This is a genomic window from Pseudooceanicola profundi, from assembly GCF_050897955.1.
Taxonomy (GTDB): Bacteria; Pseudomonadota; Alphaproteobacteria; order Rhodobacterales; family Rhodobacteraceae; genus Pseudooceanicola.
Genome location: NZ_JBPAXZ010000008.1, coordinates 11,910 through 26,190, shown reverse-complemented (window position 1 = coordinate 26,190; position 14,281 = coordinate 11,910). Strand labels below are relative to the sequence as shown.

Below are 14,281 nucleotides of genomic sequence, written 5' to 3'. Positions count from 1 at the left end.
GGGGCTAAGACACACAGGTTCGAATCCTGTCGGGTGCGACATTTTTCTATATAAAACAATTCTTTAATGCGACGTAATTTCTCGGTTCAGGTGCTTACGTGGGAAACTCACGTAAGCAGGTGGGTCGTTGCCGCGGGGCGAAACTTTGAGGTCACAGCAAGCCTGAAAGCTGTCGGGGGCCGGCTGCTCTTCCTCCCCGCCTACAGCCCCCTATCGAAATGACCTTCGTGAAGCTCAAAGCCTATTTCATACGGATCGACGCCCGCACGAATGCGGCTCTGCACAACGCTGTCGCCGAAATCGTCGACCTCTTCTCACGGCAAGAATGCTCCAGTTATTTCAGCGCAGCATGCGACGGGATCAATTGAAAGACCGCCGCTTTGAGGTATCGAGCTCGATGTGGGCACCATTTTGAGAGGACCAAATAATCACTTTCAAAATTCAATAGAAATGATAAATCTGACCGCTCGATATTTACGGCGCGATATTCATTTGGCGTCACACCAAACGCACTCATAAAACCTCGCCGCATTTTCTTCCCTGTGTGGCCGGCCGCCTGGTGCCCGAAAGCATCATCTTAGACGCTCCTCAAGGCATCGCGCCGTGGATCGTCGGCGTCCCGCCGCGCTACAAGAAGCTGACCAAAATCGATGCGCCGAACTAACACTCAAATTCGACCGACACTTGGGGGCGGATCATCCAGGGGGCGCCGCGCCATCCTGATCGGAAGCGATGCCGAGCCTTTCCTTCAGAAAGCGCATTCCAGCAACACATCGAAGAAGGCCCCCAGGCGCGGGGATGTGTGACGATGCGCTGGGTAGACAAGGTTGAGCGCGGAAGCCGGCCCCTGCCATTGCGGCATCAGACGCGTCAGCAGGCCATTCTCCAGCGCTTCCGCAGCAACCATTTCCGGCACGAGCGCCACGCCTCCCCCGGCGATGGCGGCGGCACAGGCGGCGTGCAAACTTCCCAGCGTGATCGCGCTCTTCGGCTTGAAACGCACGTGGTCGTCCCCGTTCTCCAGAATCCAATCGAGGGGTGCGCCACGCGGCGCGAAGGAGATCGTCGCCGTATGGGCGAGCGCTTTGGGGGACGTAGTGTCCTCCAGGCTGGCAGCGACATCACGGCTGGCGATGAGCACGGTTCGGGACCAAGCGAACCGTCGAGCGATGAGTTCCGAATCCGGTAGCGGGCCGATCCGGATCGCACAGTCGAAATCCTCTTCCAGAAGATCGACGAAGCGATCCGAATGGTCGACCTCGATCGTGGTTTCCGGCCAGCGCCGCACATAGGTCGCCGCGATCCGCCCCATCCGCGCCTGCCCGAACATGACGGGCGCCGAGACACGAAGCCGGCCGACAGGCTCGGCGTTTCGATCGCGCATGGTCCGTTCCAGATCGTCCGCTTCGGTGATCAGCAGCGCCGCCCGCTTCAATAGCAGCTCCCCCTCCGGCGTTAGCCGCAGGCGCCGGGTGGTGCGTTCGAGCAGCCGCATGTTCAGTGAGGCTTCGAGTGCCTGAATGCGGCTCGACAGCGTCGACTTCGCGACGCCGGTTTGTTCGGCCGCAGCCGCGAAAGAGCCTGCCCGCGCCACGGAGAGGAAGCTTCTTAACTCGGATAGGTCCATCAATTGTCCAGTTTTTTGGATAATCTATCCGAAATGACCAATCTAGTCCATATTTCCGTCTACGCCTATATCTCCGTTTCAAGATCGGACCAGGAGGCTCCCAATGACCAATAGACTGAGAATCGCCGTAATCGTCGGGAGCACGCGTCCCGGCCGGAACGCCGCCGCCGTCGCCGAGTGGATATTGAATATCGCCTCGGCGCGCGACGATGTCGTCTTCGAACGCCTTGACCTGCAGGACCACCCGCTGCCCATTCTAGACGAGGCGATGTCCGCCAAGGCCTCGGCGCTGATGGGCCTGGAATATGACGGGGCCCACACCGCCGCCTGGGCCGGGGTGATCGCCGGCTATGACGGCTTCGTCTTCGTGACGCCGGAATATAACCGAGCGATCCCGGCGGTGCTCAAGAATGCGCTCGACTATCTCTTTGCCGAATGGGGCAACAAGGCCGCCGCGATCGTGGCCTATGGCGCGCAGGGCGGCGCGCGCGCTTCGGCCCAACTGCGCCAGTCTTTGGGAGAGCTGCACGTCGCCACGGTTGCGACCGAGGTCAACCTGATGCTCTACAGCGATTTCGAGAACTTCAAGACGTTCAGGCCCGCGCCCGTTCACGAACCGGTCGCCACGCTGATGCTCGATCAACTCGTCGGCTGGGCCGGGGCCCTGCAACCGCTGCGGGCGGCATGAGGACGGAACGATGAAGAAATATCTGATAACCTATTCGGTACAGCCTGACTGGGCGAACGAAAATGAGCGTCTGATTGGCAGGTTTCTCGGCGAACTCAACTCAGTACGCCCGCCGGAACTGGCGTATCGCGCGGGGCGGCTGAACGGTGGCGCTGATTTCTTTCACCTTGTGGAGACGGCGCACGGCCCGGCGTCCTTTTCCCATCTGCCCAGCTATCGCTTCCGGGCCGAACTGGCAGCCGAGAAGATGATCGGTGGTCCGATCATGACCGAGTTCACCGATTTGGGCGCCCCCTATCGCAGCGAATAGTCGAAAGGGGTGGACCGATGACTATTTCACCCACGACCATAGCCGTTTTCGGGGCCAGCGGCGCCACCGGCTTGGCCCTGTGCGAACAGGCGCTGGCGGCGGGGCATTGCGTCATCGCCGCGGTCCGGCGGCCCCAGGACTTTCCGATCCGTCACGAACGGCTGACCGCGCGGAAGGCGGACGTGTCGGATAGCGCCGGTCTGGCCGATCTGATCGCTGGAACCAACGCCGTCTGCTCCACCCTCGGCGCTCCCTATTCGCGCAAAGAAATCACGGTCTATTCCCAAGGTGCCCTCCACATCGTGGCGGCGATGCGCGAGACCGGAGTGCGGCGGCTCGTGGTGGTTAGCGCCGGGCTGACCTTCAGGCCGCCAAAGGTGTATGGGCCTGTGATGGACTGGATCGTCATCCCGCTGTTGCGCGGCAGGTTCGGCAAGACACTCTATGAAGACATGCGCCGGATGGAGTCTCTTCTAGAAACCTGTGACGACATCGACTGGACGATCATGCGCCCGGCGCGACTGGAAGACCGCGAGGGTGTTACCGATTACACCAATGACGGGGACTTTCCGCTGCGCAACTTCACGGCGCGCTCCGCCCTGGCTGCCGCAATGTGCGCCGAACTCGGTCCGGATGGACACATCCATCAAAGGGTTTCCCCGACGACGCGATAACCCCCTCAGCCTGTCGCAGCGCCTTCAGTTCGTCCTCAAACCGCTCGAAATCATTCGCCTGACGTCCGCTGTGGCGGCTCTATTCACGCAGGCGTGGTCCAGGGCAGATGGAGGCGCTCAAGCGTAAAATAGCTAGCTGGCGACCATATGGCTGATGACTGGGCTTCATTCCGGGGTGGCGAGTAGACGTTGTAAGAGTGACACGAGGGCTTTCACATCGTCATGCGAGAGATTTTCTGTGAATACGGCCTGGGCTTGGTCAACACTGACTTTGAGGCGTTCAATCCAGATGCGTCCCTTAGCCGATAGCGATACGAGTTTTCGCCTCGCGTTGTCAGGATCAGCTCTGCGGGTCACCGTTCCCCGGCGCTCCAGACCTGCCACCGTTTCTGCGACGTCCTTGCGATTGATCCCTGTCCGGCGGCCGAGTTCAGCCTGGCTGAGATCATCCCATGTCTCCAGCGTGACGAGAATCGCGAAGTCGAAATGCGTAGCGTCATGCGCAGCCAAAGCCGCGCGGCTTGCGGCGTTCGCCTGAACACCCGCTATTGCAAGAAGCCTTGTCGGAAGCTCCCACAGATAGGATGACGAAAGTTCCAGTTCCGGCATCAGACGACCCTTGACTTATGTTGGTCTAACCAACATTATTCGTTGGTGAAACCAACATATAGCCAAGTGCCAAGCCGACTTCAAGCTCGACAGCGTTCCCGTCAGCGGCACATGTGACCCGTCCGGCCGGAGAGCGCCATGACCCGTATGAACGATCCTCGCTCTCTTGCACTTCTGCTGGCGGCCACATTGACGGTGATGGCCAACGCCACGATCAGTCCGGCCTTGCCGATGCTTGCCGATCAATTCGCCGATAACCCTCACAGCGATGACTTGACGCGGTTGCTCGTCACCGCACCATCCCTGATGGTCGCGCTCGCTGCGCCTTTCGCGGGCTTGGGTGTGGATCGCATGGGACGCCGCCGCACCCTGTTGGCGGGCGTCGTGCTCTACAGTCTCGCTGGGACAGCGGGGCTTTACCTTCCCACATTGGAATGGTTGCTCATCAGTCGACTGGCGCTTGGCGTCGGCGTCGCTCTGGTTATGACGGCGCAATCGGCGCTGATCGGCGACTATTTCACCGGCGAGGCGCGCGGGCGTTTCATGGGTTACCAGGCGGCGGCCACGAACTTTAGCGGCTTCGCATTCCTCGCCATTGCCGGCATCGTAGCCAGCGCGTCGGCGCGCTATCCCTTCGCGATATATGGCATAGCGCTGCTCTATCTGCCATTTATCGTGCGCGCAGTGAGCGAGCCAACTGCCGCTTCAGCACCGGAGGACCACGGCGTTGAAGGGGCAAGTTCTTGGATCTATCAACTCGCGGTCCTGTGCGGTCTCGCATTCATGACCATGGTGACCTTCTATGTCATGCCGACGCAGTTTCCGTTCTATCTGCGCCAGACCGACCAGGCCTCGCCCGCGACTGCCGGATTTCTGCTCGGACTATTAACTTTGGCAGGCGGCTTCGCCGCGCTGGCCTTTGGGCGGGTGAGAGCTTCGCTCGGTCAAGCCGCGACCCCTGCGCTTGGTTCAGTCCTTATGGCAGCTGGGTTTTTCGTTTTGTGGGGTGCGACCGGCAGGTTTGGTTTCGCGGTAGGGGCGGCACTGATCGGCAGCGGTTTTGCTTTCATCATCCCGGCGGTTGTGGCCTGGACGCTCGATATCGCCCCGATGAGGCGGCGGGGCCTAGCGTCGGGCTGTGCGACGACTGCTATTTTTCTCGGCCAGTTTGTTTCGCCGCTGTTTAGCCAAAGGATCATTGATCAGTGGGATTTCCGATCCTTGTTTCTGGGGTCTGTCATTCTTCTCACCGCGCAGGCGGGTTTGTTCGCAGCGTTGTCTTTCCGATCAAAGAAGCGCCTGCGCGCAAATGAATGGGGTTTGAAATGAGAAGAGGGACCCATCTCGGACATGAGCATTACAGGCATCTTCGTAGATTTTGTCGCCGACGTTACGGTTCGCCCGAGGACGGGCTGCTTCAACGCGATCTCGCAGGACATTGTAGATGGCAACAAATCGACCATCGGTGTTGTCCGACTTTGTCTGACGCAGGTGATAGACGAGCACTTCCGACGGTACATAATCGTCGTGCCTTCGATCCCGTATGGCAGCCCTCGCCGACAGGTCATCGAAGGGCCAGCGAAGACTTTCCTCGATGAAGTCGATTGTCGGGGGGCGTCGCGTGTATAGCTCGCCGCTAGCTTTGCGCTTTCGTAGTGACTCGATGTTCATTTTGTTCAAATACTCGCCTCAATTCAGATTGTTGCCTTTTTTCTCTTTTGTTGTGGTGAGTTTCCACCATCGCAACTACCAGTCAATCTCAAACCGCTCTTTCATCTCTTCGGTGCGCGCCCAAGGGTCACCTGGCAATTGGTCCACCAAATCGGCGAATATGCGTTGGATCGCACCAAAGGTTGTTTCCTCTGTCAGACCCTCGGCTTCTGCCGCGGGAAGCAGGGGGCGCATATCTAACAGAAGCCGAGGGTTCGCCATCTTGGCAAACATGCGTTGCTGCGCTTGTGCACGCGAGATCTTCTGCTCCGATAGTGCGAGGTAGCGCAGAAACATCTCGACTGAGGTGCCCCTAGATTTGTAGACGCGTTGCCCCCTAACTTTGAGGCAAGGAGGCCGATATGGGTACAAGCAATTACAGCGACGATTTCAAGCGCGATGCGGTGCATCAGATCACGGTACGGGGCTATCCGGTTCGGGAGGTTGCTCGGCGATTGGGCGTCAGCACGCATTCCCTTTACAAGTGGATGAAGTTGTTCGGTGATCCGGCACCAAAGAAGCCTGCCGTGGATCATGAAGCCGAGAACCAGTGGTTGAAGCGTGAGTTGGCCAGGGTGACCGAGGAGCGCGACATTCTAAAAAACCGTTCCGGGCTGCGGCCCGCCTGTGCGCGATAGCAACAGCCTGTGGTAGGCTCTGGGCGAAGGGCAGTTGCCGATGGCTTATTGGTGGGCTGGACCCCGTTAAAAAAACGTGGCACATGGGCTGATGCGCACTTGAGAGTGGTGACGCCGCAGTCGCGGCGATCCCGGCTAGGAAAATGACGAACTTGCACGGCCCACGCCCTTCGTTCTGAACGGAGGACAAGTCATGCCCAAGCTTACAACCAGCGGCCACCCGGAGCTGAAGATGGTCAACCCCGGAGCAGCGGCGATCGACATTGGATCGACGATGCACATGGCGGCGGTCAGCCCATCCACCTGCGACATGCCAGTACGCGCCTTCGGTACATTCATTCAAAACCTGCATGCCCTTGCAGATTGGTTCGCGGACTGCGGTGTCACCAGCGTGGCGATGGAGTCGACCGGCGTCTACTGGATACCGGCGTTCGAGATCCTTGAGGCCCGAGGCTTCGAGGTGATCCTGGTGAATGCCCGTTATGCCAAGAATGTGCCCGGTCGCAAAACCGATGTCAGCGATGCCGGGTGGCTGCGCCAGCTGCATTCTTATGGCCTGCTGCGAGGCAGCTTCCGCCCCGAAGCGGAGATTGCGACGCTGCGTGCCTACATGCGTCAACGCGAGCGGCTGACCGAATATGCTGCCGCTCACATCCAGCACATGCAAAAGGCTCTGATGGAGATGAACCTGCAACTCCATCACGTGGTGTCAGATGTCACCGGCGCGACCGGCATGAAGATCATCCGTGCCATCGTCGCGGGAGAACGCAATCCGGACGTGCTGGCCGACTACCGTGATGTGCGGTGCAAATCCTCGCCGGACACGATCCGGGCAGCACTTGTGGGCAACGACCGTGCGGAACACGTCTTCGCTCTGGCGCAGTCGCTGGACCTTTACGACTTCTACAAAGCCAAGATCGAAGAGTGCGATCAGAGGCTGGAAGAGGCTGTTGCCGCCCTCTCAGTCAAGGGAGGGGACGATCGGCCGCCGCTGCCGAAGGCCCGCATCAGAGGCAGGCAGGTCAATGCACCGGCCTTCGACGTGCGGGCGGCCCTCTACGGAGTGTTGCGAACCGACCTGACCCAGATCCATGGCCTTGGCCCTTCGCTGGCTTTGAAGCTGGTGGCCGAGTGCGGAACTGATCTGCGCGCCTGGAAGACGGCGAAGCACTTCACCTCCTGGCTGTGTCTGGCACCGGGGAACAAGATCTCCGGCGGTAAGCTCCTGTCATCGAAGACGCGGCGATCCTCGAGCCGGGCAGCTGCACTGCTCAGGCTTGCCGCCACAACCATCGGGCGTAGCGACACGGCCTTGGGTGCCTTCTACCGCCGTCTATCGGCGAGGATCGGAAAGCAGAAGGCGGTGACGGCGACCGCCCGCAAGATCGCAGTCCTGTTCTACAACGCCATCCGGCACGGAATGGCCTATCAGGATCAGGGGGCAGCAGCCTATGACGAGAGGCACCGGCAGCGTGTTCTCGCCAACCTACAGCGGCGCGCCAAGACCTTGGGTTACGCCTTGGCACCCGTTCCGCATGAACTGGCTGTTTCTTAGGAAGGCAACGGTGTACTTCGCGCGAGAGTCCCAATGAAGTACGCCTTTATCCGGGGGCATCAGGGCGAGTTCGGCATTCGAGCCATGTGCCGGGTGCTGCGGGTCCATTTCAGCGGCCTCTACGCATGGCTTAAGGAACCGTTAAGCCATCGTGCGCATGAAGATGCGCGCCAGACCGAACTGATCCGGCAAGCCTGGGCTGACAGTGGCAAGGTCTATGGCTACCGCAAGCTCACCGACGATCTGCGCGACCAGGGCGAACGGATTTCCGAGAACCGAGTGGCGCGGCTGGCATCGCTGGCCGGGATCGCCGCGCAGGTCGGCTACAGGCGCCGTCCTGGCCAAGCCATCCATCGTCGCTGAGAACAGGCTGGAACAGCAGTTTCAGACGTCTGCCCCCGATCAGGTCTGGGTCACCGACATCACCTACATCAAGACCCATGAAGGCTGGCTATATCTGTGCGTCGTCATCGATCTGTTCTCGCGCCGCGTGGTCGGCTGGTCGGCGCAATCGCGCATGACCACCGACCTCGCCCTGCCAGCCTTGCTGATGGCTGTCTGGCGTCGCAAACCCGCAGGCAAGGTCATGGTTCACTCAGACAGTCATACGATTGGTGCCAGTTCTCGGGTGGTTTGACTCAAACACCGATCGACCATTCGCTGGGTTGGTGCCGCATGGCTTTCCGGTGTGATCTGACTCTCACTCCGATCGACCTGACACGTGTCTTTCCCTGGACCTGTCGATCATCCGGGAACGCCCTGCGGCGAGCTTGTCTCAAAGGTGCGCCGTGACCCAAGAAGGGCCTGACCATCCGGTCTCATGACTGTCCTGTCCCTGCATTCTTCTGAGCAATGCTCGTTCACGTGCCGCAGGAAAGGATCATAGGATGGCCGAACACTCAGAAGCATCTCACGTCGTCGGGGGCGTCGATACCCACAAGGACTTGCACGTGGCTGCGGTCGTCGATCACCAGGACTGCGTTCTCGGTGTCGAGAGCTTTCCCACGACACGACATGGGTATCGCTTGCTGCTCGCCTGGATGCGGGCTTTCGGCGATCTGCAACGCGTGGGCATCGAATGCTCGGGCAGCTATGGCGCAGGATTATTGCGTTACATGCAGGCGGCTGGTGTCGAGGTTCTGGAGGTCACTGCCCCTGACAAACATGACCGGCGCCGCCGCGGAAAGAACGACCACTTCGATGCAGAAAGCGCGGCTCATGCCGCCTTTGCCGAACGACACACCGTGACACCGAGGAGCCGTGATGGAATGGTCGAAAGCCTCCGTGTTCTAAAGGTTTGTCGCAAGACGGCCGTCCAGGCGCGCCGCATCGCCTTGCAGATGATCCAGACGACGATTGTCTGCGCGCCCGACAAGTTGCGAGACCCGTTACGGCAGATGACCCGCATGCAGTTGATCCGCACGTTGGCAGCTTGGCGGCCTGATCTCACGGCATATAGGGAGGTTGAGGAAGCATATCGCATATCGCTCAAATCGCTGACGAGGCGCTATCTAGAACTCCATGACGAGATCGCCGACCTGGACGACATGATCGAAGCCATCGTCAAAGATCTTGCCCCAGAGCTGCTCGAACAGACCGCGATCGGCCTGAACAGCGCGGCGCAGCTGCTGCTGACGGCTGGCGATAATCCCGAGCGCCTCAGGTCGGAGGCCAGCTTTGCGGCACTGTGTGGCGTCAGTCCTGTCCCGGCGTCATCAGGCAAAACCGTCAGGCACAGATTGAATCGAGGCGGTGATCGCGCGGCGAATAGCGCCATCCACATTATCGCGATCGGACGATTACGACTGGACCCGCGCACCCAAGCCTACGTTGCCAAACGCATCGCTGCCGGCAACTCGAAGCTGGAAGCTATTCGCAGCCTCAAGCGCTATATCGCTCGAGAAGTCTTCTGCATCATCATGCGGCGCCAGAAGCAGATCAATCAGTCCCAGATCGCCGCTTGACTCTTAGAAGGGCGTCCAGGGCTCCCAGTTCACCAGCCGGGAATGGCAGACGTTTCTTCGCGAGCACGGCCTCGAACCCAGCATGAGCCGCCTTGGGAACTGTCACGACAACGCGGTCGCCGAAAGCTTCTTCCAGCTGCTGAAGCGGGAGCGCATCCGGCGTCGCACATACCCAACACGCGACGACGCGCGACGAGACGTGTTCGAATACATTGAGCTGTTCTACAACCCGAAGCGAAAGCACACGAACAACGGAATGCTGTCGCCCGTTGACTTCGAAACAAGGCAGCAGAAAATGAACCAGGCAGGTGTCTAGGAAACTAGGGGCACCTCAGTCCTTGCCACGGCTCTAGAACGACGCGAAGCAGATCGAGGATGGGCCCGATGGAGCCGTTGGTTGTACGGACTAGATCGATGTCCTCGGAATAGCGAAGCGGCTTCGGGAAGTGCAGCTTGTTGAGAGCTGTTCCTCCGCGAAAGCGCAACTCCTTTCGACGCATCTCATCGGAGAAGATGTCGACAAGCGCACGACTGATGATCAGATCCTGTTCGATCTGACGTTGCTCGGCCCATGGTGCAATTGCCCCCCACGCGACTATGTTCTGCGACGGGATCATTCATCGACCTCCGGATTGCGGCGAATGATGACACGCCAACGAGGATTGCGGTCGATTAGATCGAACGCGAAGTCTGGATCTCGTGGTTCTGCACGATCAAGCTCAGTCCAGTTGCTTTGGCCGCGAGCCAACAGTACATGATGCATTGCTTCTGCCTTGGCGCCATGACCAAGCCAGTCCAGCAAGTATCCTAGCCGTTGCACCACTGGCCGCGTGCCGTCGGCTGGCGTCGCCCAAGAAGAGTACCGGATCAAGTCCGACATCACGCCGATTGGCTCGAATGCGCCAGGGCGAAATTTGTTGAGCTTGGCGACCGACATGGTGGAAGACATCATGCCATCCACCGTGCCGTTCTCCAGCGCTAGGTAGCCCTCAGCCGGTTCGCCATAGAGGAACAGCTCCTTGTAGCCGCCATGCCCTTCGGCGATCAACTTCTCCTCGAATCTTACAGCAGCCTCGGCGTCGGCCGCGCCGCGCTGCGCGCCAAGCACCTTTCCGGAAAGCAGTGTGACATCAGTCAACGTATCGTTTCCGGTTTTCTTGATCGCCACTTGCCGTCAGGTCGCGATCGGCCGGGTGATGGCATAGAGTTTTGAGCGCTCCTCGGTAATCGTGATATCGCCCGCAATCATGTCGAACTGACCGGCCTGAAGGCCGGCAAGCATGCCTTGAAATGGGAGGTCGATCTCTTCGGCCGGGACGCCCAGCTTCTCGACAATACGGATCAGGATTTCCTTGTTGAACCCGACATGCTCGCCGTTTTCGATGAAAGACCAGGACGGGCTGGCAGTGTTGATAGCCGCCACCACCTTGCCCGCAGAGCGGATCGCCTCGATTTCGCTCGCGCGGAGGGCGGCGGGAACCAGGGCGGTGCCGACTATAGTTGCCGCGGTGCGGGTCAGAAAGTCTCTTCGCTTCATCATTGTTTCATCCTTTGCTGGAAGTGTCAGGCCGCCGAGTCCTCGATCAGGATCGTCGTGCGCTGCATGAGCCGCGCATGGCGGCTTCGGTCGTAGAATGTAGCCGCGTGGGCCACGGCTTGGTTGTCCCACATCAGAAGCTGTCCCTGCCTCCAGCGGTGGCGGTAGAGATAGCGGTCAGACGTGGCGAAGGATTCGAGCTCTTCCAGCAGCGCCTGGCTGTCGGCGCGCGTCATTCCGTCGATGTGACGGATGTTCTTCGAACCGAGTAGCAGCGAGGTGCGCCCTGTGTCGGAATGCACATGCGCGATATGGTGGGCGGCCTCCGGCATCTCGGCAAGTTGAGCGGGGGGAATTGGCGGCATTGTCGGATCGGTCGTCCGGTGGAACTCCATCAGCTGCGCCTGGGAATGGATCGCGCGCAGCCCCGCCAACCGCAGCTTGGTGGCTTCCGGCAGGTCCGCATAGGCGGCGGTCGTGTTGCAGAACAAGGTATCGCCGCCTTCCGGCGGAACCTCTCGCCCATAGAGCAGGCCGTGTTTGGCGATCTGCCTGAAATAGGAGTGGTCTGCATGCCATTCGAGATCGGCGTCGCCACCCTGAGGCGGTGCGAAGGCCGCCGCCTCGGGCGCTGCATTGCCGAAGATCACCAGTTCTGGCCAGTCGGCGGATTGGCTGCGGGTACTGACGTAGAGACGGCCGAAATGACGGCTGAATGCGATGTGCTCGGCAGGGGTCAGCGCCTGAGCCGTGAAGACAAGGAGGTGGTGCTGCTCGAGGGCCGCCCGCAGGGCTGCGATATCGCCAGGCTGCGGAACGGTGGAGAGGTCGAAGTCACTGACCTCAGCCCCGAGCGTGCCATCAATTGCATGTATCTTCATCACGTCCCCTCAGATTACGGCGGCACTGTGAGTGTGCTTCGGAGAGGGTAGGGAGAGGGAGATTGCGCGGAACTCTGATTCTGGTGATGGCCGCCATACGCAGCGGTAATTGCCGCTTTGGACGGGTCAATACATCGCCGCCAGCTCCTTCAACTCGTGCACTAGGGTGATCGCCGTCAGTTCCGAAGTCCGCGGATTGGCTGCCAGCGCGCGGCTGCGATAGTCGAGCGCGATGTGGCCGAAAGCGCCGGAGATCTCGATGCAATGGCCGTTGACAATGGCCGAGGGATCGGCGGCGAGCGCAACCTCGGTCTGATCCGGGCCCAGCCCCTTCAGCGCCAGCGCCGCGGTTACATTGGCATTGCGCGGAAACTTCAGGGCCGCCTCCCGCGCGGTGCCCCTGAAAAAGACCGTCCGCTCTGCGACCGAGCCGAGATCGAGCAGCGCCGCGGCCGGGCTGCCTGCCCAGGCGGCGGGCGGTTTCACCATCAGGTGTCGCACGCGCCCCCCCGGTCCGGCGGCGGCGGCAACCGCCGCTCCGATGCCAGGCACCGCACCGTCGGTCGGGATGAGGCGCGCGCCGGATCGGCGCGCCGCCGCGTCCAGGGTCAGCCTCAGGTCGTCTTCCATCAACGCTCCCACCGACGAGACAAGCAGGCGGCGCGGCCGCGACAGGCTGGCCGCGCCCCAGTCGGCAAGCGCCGAGGCACCCGCGCATTCCAGCACCAGGTCCGGCGCGGCCGCGGCCCAGTCCTCTGGGCGGGTGATGCGAGCGACACCGGGCGGCACCATGCCGCTCGAGGCCGAGCCCTCACGCAGCGCGACCGCCGTCAAAGCGATTCGCGGTTGCAGATCGGTGAGCCTTTCCACCACGTCCGACGCCAAGGCTCCGTAACCGATGATCCCAACCTCGATCATTTCTTGCTCAATTCTACAAAGTCCGCATAATTTTTATGCAAAAGTCGCCACAAAACCGTTTCCTCTTTGCGTATTCCGACTGGTATACCAATTGGGGTTCCAAAAGTACTAGCATCCACATGTCACGAAGGACAGACCAATAGCGCATAACAGAGAGGGAACTGACATGAGACTTCTGACGACATTCCGCCTGCTGGCCACGGCGGGCTCCATCGCGGCGCTTGCCCCGCTGGCGGCAGCCGCACAGGAAAAGCTGACCTGGCAGATGGCCTGGCTGCCGACCGGCGAATATGCCGCCTATACCGCCGGGATCGAAAAGGGGTTCTTCCTCGAACAGGGGATCGAGCTGACGATGACACGCGGCTTCGGCTCGGGCGACACGGTCGCCAAGATCGCTTCAGGTGCGTCTGTGATCGGCGATGCCGATCTAGGCGCGATGATGACCGCGGCCGTCCGCACCGACGCGCCGGTCAAGGCGGTGATGGCGGGTTATACTGTCGCGCCGAACGCCTTTTTCGTCATTAACGGCTCGGGGATCGAGACTATCGGCGATCTCGCGGGCAAGGTGGTGGGCACCACGCCTGGCAATTCGTCAATGACCTATCTGCCGTCGATTGCCGAGGCGAACGGGCTGGACCTGAGCTCGATCACTTTCGTCACCATGGATGGAGGCGCCATGGGCCCGATGCTAATCAATGGCCGTATCGATGCGGCGCCGTTCTACACCACTCACCATTTCACGATGTCGAAACAGGCCGCCCAGATGGGCAAGACCATCGATATCCTGCCCTTTGCTGACTACGGGTTGTCGATCTATTCCTCATCCTTTCTCGCGAACGAAACGTTTCTGGAAGAAAAGCCCGAGCTGGTGAAGGGCTGGCTGGCCGGCATTCAGAAATCGCTGCTCTGGGCGAAGGACAATCCCGAGGAAGCGGCGAGGATCCACGTCGCCAAATACCCGGAGGTAGATTACGAGGATGCGCTGGCGAACCTCGAAACTGTACTAGGCTTCATGCTGAACGAGAGCAGCGAAGCGGCGGGGCTGGGCCAGTTCGCCCCGGAGCAGCTGGCCAGTACCTGGGCATTCGTCGCGCAGTCGCAAGAGCTCGACCCCGCCATCGACCCGGCGGTTTTCGTGGACACCTCGCTCGTTCCTTGATCGGATCGCAG

General features: G+C 60.5%; 16 protein-coding genes and 3 pseudogenes. 11 read left to right on the top strand and 8 right to left on the bottom strand.

The features are described from left to right. The first annotated feature begins 218 nt into the window (after window positions 1-218). A complete protein-coding gene (locus ACRARG_RS21040; protein WP_432691986.1) occupies window positions 219-368 on the top strand; it encodes a hypothetical protein in 150 nt (49 codons plus the stop codon). Between the two features lie 380 nt (window positions 369-748). On the opposite strand, the gene ACRARG_RS21035 is transcribed toward ACRARG_RS21040, so the two are convergent. After that, window positions 749-1,627: a LysR family transcriptional regulator gene (locus ACRARG_RS21035; RefSeq protein ID WP_432691985.1), complete on the bottom strand. Its 879-nt coding sequence runs from the start codon at window positions 1,625-1,627 to the stop codon at window positions 749-751. Window positions 1,628-1,730: 103 nt separating this feature from the next. Here ACRARG_RS21035 and ACRARG_RS21030 point away from each other — a divergent pair, with 103 nt between their 5' ends. The 3 genes from ACRARG_RS21030 to ACRARG_RS21020 are packed head-to-tail and all read left to right on the top strand — an operon-like array spanning window position 1,731 to window position 3,299. Next, window positions 1,731-2,315, top strand: a complete 585-nt coding sequence (locus tag ACRARG_RS21030; protein ID WP_432691984.1) for an NADPH-dependent FMN reductase — start codon at window positions 1,731-1,733, stop codon at window positions 2,313-2,315. Window positions 2,316-2,325: 10 nt separating this feature from the next. Next, window positions 2,326-2,625, top strand: coding sequence for a hypothetical protein (locus ACRARG_RS21025; protein WP_293612720.1), 300 nt, complete (start codon window positions 2,326-2,328; stop codon window positions 2,623-2,625). Between the two features lie 17 nt (window positions 2,626-2,642). Then, window positions 2,643-3,299, top strand: a complete 657-nt coding sequence (locus tag ACRARG_RS21020; protein ID WP_432691983.1) for an NAD(P)-dependent oxidoreductase — start codon at window positions 2,643-2,645, stop codon at window positions 3,297-3,299. Window positions 3,300-3,464: 165 nt separating this feature from the next. On the opposite strand, the gene ACRARG_RS21015 is transcribed toward ACRARG_RS21020, so the two are convergent. Next, complete coding sequence (locus ACRARG_RS21015) at window positions 3,465-3,908, bottom strand: MarR family winged helix-turn-helix transcriptional regulator (protein ID WP_432691982.1); 444 nt, start codon at window positions 3,906-3,908, stop codon at window positions 3,465-3,467. Window positions 3,909-4,046: 138 nt separating this feature from the next. Here ACRARG_RS21015 and ACRARG_RS21010 point away from each other — a divergent pair, with 138 nt between their 5' ends. Next, entirely contained in the window at window positions 4,047-5,237 is a 1,191-nt protein-coding gene (locus ACRARG_RS21010; RefSeq protein ID WP_432691981.1) for an MFS transporter, read from the top strand. 417 nt (window positions 5,238-5,654) lie between these two features. Here ACRARG_RS21010 and ACRARG_RS21005 read toward each other — a convergent pair whose 3' ends face one another. Beyond that, window positions 5,655-5,915 carry a hypothetical protein gene (locus ACRARG_RS21005; RefSeq protein ID WP_432691980.1) on the bottom strand — a complete coding sequence of 87 codons (261 nt, stop codon included), beginning with the start codon at window positions 5,913-5,915 and terminating at the stop codon, window positions 5,655-5,657. Between the two features lie 65 nt (window positions 5,916-5,980). Here ACRARG_RS21005 and ACRARG_RS21000 point away from each other — a divergent pair. From ACRARG_RS21000 to ACRARG_RS20980, 5 genes and pseudogenes are all read left to right on the top strand, one after another. Beyond that, a pseudogene (locus tag ACRARG_RS21000) lies at window positions 5,981-6,247 on the top strand (transposase); the annotation flags it as partial. Window positions 6,248-6,449: 202 nt separating this feature from the next. Next, window positions 6,450-7,811, top strand: a complete 1,362-nt coding sequence (locus ACRARG_RS20995) for an IS110 family RNA-guided transposase (protein WP_432691979.1) — start codon at window positions 6,450-6,452, stop codon at window positions 7,809-7,811. Between the two features lie 12 nt (window positions 7,812-7,823). Continuing rightward, window positions 7,824-8,412 (top strand): annotated as a pseudogene (locus ACRARG_RS20990) (IS3 family transposase); the annotation flags it as partial. Between the two features lie 286 nt (window positions 8,413-8,698). Further along, on the top strand, window positions 8,699-9,775 hold the full coding sequence (locus ACRARG_RS20985) for an IS110 family RNA-guided transposase (RefSeq protein ID WP_432691978.1): 1,077 nt from the start codon (window positions 8,699-8,701) through the stop codon (window positions 9,773-9,775). Between the two features lie 16 nt (window positions 9,776-9,791). After that, window positions 9,792-10,091, top strand: a pseudogene (locus ACRARG_RS20980) (IS3 family transposase); the annotation flags it as partial. Between the two features lie 4 nt (window positions 10,092-10,095). On the opposite strand, the gene ACRARG_RS20975 reads toward ACRARG_RS20980, so the two are convergent. The 5 genes from ACRARG_RS20975 to ACRARG_RS20955 all read right to left on the bottom strand — a co-directional run bounded on the left by ACRARG_RS20975 (window position 10,096) and on the right by ACRARG_RS20955 (window position 13,111). Then, window positions 10,096-10,392, bottom strand: a complete 297-nt coding sequence (locus tag ACRARG_RS20975) for a nucleotidyl transferase AbiEii/AbiGii toxin family protein (RefSeq protein ID WP_432691977.1) — start codon at window positions 10,390-10,392, stop codon at window positions 10,096-10,098. After that, on the bottom strand, window positions 10,389-10,943 hold the full coding sequence (locus ACRARG_RS20970) for a type 2 periplasmic-binding domain-containing protein (protein WP_432691976.1): 555 nt from the start codon (window positions 10,941-10,943) through the stop codon (window positions 10,389-10,391). Before ACRARG_RS20970 ends, ACRARG_RS20975 begins: the two co-directional genes overlap by 4 nt. 6 nt (window positions 10,944-10,949) lie before the next feature. Further along, on the bottom strand, window positions 10,950-11,315 hold the full coding sequence (locus tag ACRARG_RS20965) for a transporter substrate-binding domain-containing protein (RefSeq protein ID WP_432691975.1): 366 nt from the start codon (window positions 11,313-11,315) through the stop codon (window positions 10,950-10,952). A gap of 23 nt (window positions 11,316-11,338) precedes the next feature. Continuing rightward, window positions 11,339-12,193: a TauD/TfdA dioxygenase family protein gene (locus tag ACRARG_RS20960; protein WP_432691974.1), complete on the bottom strand. Its 855-nt coding sequence runs from the start codon at window positions 12,191-12,193 to the stop codon at window positions 11,339-11,341. A gap of 126 nt (window positions 12,194-12,319) precedes the next feature. Beyond that, the gene (locus tag ACRARG_RS20955) at window positions 12,320-13,111 is read right to left on the bottom strand and encodes an aspartate dehydrogenase (protein WP_432691973.1); all 792 of its coding nucleotides are present in this window, start codon (window positions 13,109-13,111) and stop codon (window positions 12,320-12,322) included. 166 nt (window positions 13,112-13,277) lie between these two features. Here ACRARG_RS20955 and ACRARG_RS20950 point away from each other — a divergent pair, with 166 nt between their 5' ends. Then, on the top strand, window positions 13,278-14,270 hold the full coding sequence (locus ACRARG_RS20950) for an ABC transporter substrate-binding protein (RefSeq protein ID WP_432691972.1): 993 nt from the start codon (window positions 13,278-13,280) through the stop codon (window positions 14,268-14,270). The last annotated feature ends 11 nt before the right edge of the window (window positions 14,271-14,281 follow it).

Excerpts from the sequence above, each read along its gene's own strand:
- ACRARG_RS20985 (WP_432691978.1), top strand. The coding sequence starts at position 8,699 with ATGGCCGAACACTCAGAAGCATCTCACGTCGTCGGGGGCGTCGATACC.
- ACRARG_RS20955 (WP_432691973.1), bottom strand. The coding sequence starts at position 13,111 with ATGATCGAGGTTGGGATCATCGGTTACGGAGCCTTGGCGTCGGACGTG.
- ACRARG_RS21020 (WP_432691983.1), top strand. The coding sequence starts at position 2,643 with ATGACTATTTCACCCACGACCATAGCCGTTTTCGGGGCCAGCGGCGCC.
- ACRARG_RS20995 (WP_432691979.1), top strand. The coding sequence starts at position 6,450 with ATGCCCAAGCTTACAACCAGCGGCCACCCGGAGCTGAAGATGGTCAAC.
- ACRARG_RS21015 (WP_432691982.1), bottom strand. The coding sequence starts at position 3,908 with ATGCCGGAACTGGAACTTTCGTCATCCTATCTGTGGGAGCTTCCGACA.
- ACRARG_RS21025 (WP_293612720.1), top strand. The coding sequence starts at position 2,326 with ATGAAGAAATATCTGATAACCTATTCGGTACAGCCTGACTGGGCGAAC.
- ACRARG_RS20965 (WP_432691975.1), bottom strand. The coding sequence starts at position 11,315 with ATGATGAAGCGAAGAGACTTTCTGACCCGCACCGCGGCAACTATAGTC.
- ACRARG_RS21010 (WP_432691981.1), top strand. The coding sequence starts at position 4,047 with ATGACCCGTATGAACGATCCTCGCTCTCTTGCACTTCTGCTGGCGGCC.
- ACRARG_RS20960 (WP_432691974.1), bottom strand. The coding sequence starts at position 12,193 with ATGAAGATACATGCAATTGATGGCACGCTCGGGGCTGAGGTCAGTGAC.
- ACRARG_RS21040 (WP_432691986.1), top strand. The coding sequence starts at position 219 with ATGACCTTCGTGAAGCTCAAAGCCTATTTCATACGGATCGACGCCCGC.
- ACRARG_RS20975 (WP_432691977.1), bottom strand. The coding sequence starts at position 10,392 with ATGATCCCGTCGCAGAACATAGTCGCGTGGGGGGCAATTGCACCATGG.
- ACRARG_RS21035 (WP_432691985.1), bottom strand. The coding sequence starts at position 1,627 with ATGGACCTATCCGAGTTAAGAAGCTTCCTCTCCGTGGCGCGGGCAGGC.
- ACRARG_RS21005 (WP_432691980.1), bottom strand. The coding sequence starts at position 5,915 with ATGTTTCTGCGCTACCTCGCACTATCGGAGCAGAAGATCTCGCGTGCA.
- ACRARG_RS21030 (WP_432691984.1), top strand. The coding sequence starts at position 1,731 with ATGACCAATAGACTGAGAATCGCCGTAATCGTCGGGAGCACGCGTCCC.
- ACRARG_RS20950 (WP_432691972.1), top strand. The coding sequence starts at position 13,278 with ATGAGACTTCTGACGACATTCCGCCTGCTGGCCACGGCGGGCTCCATC.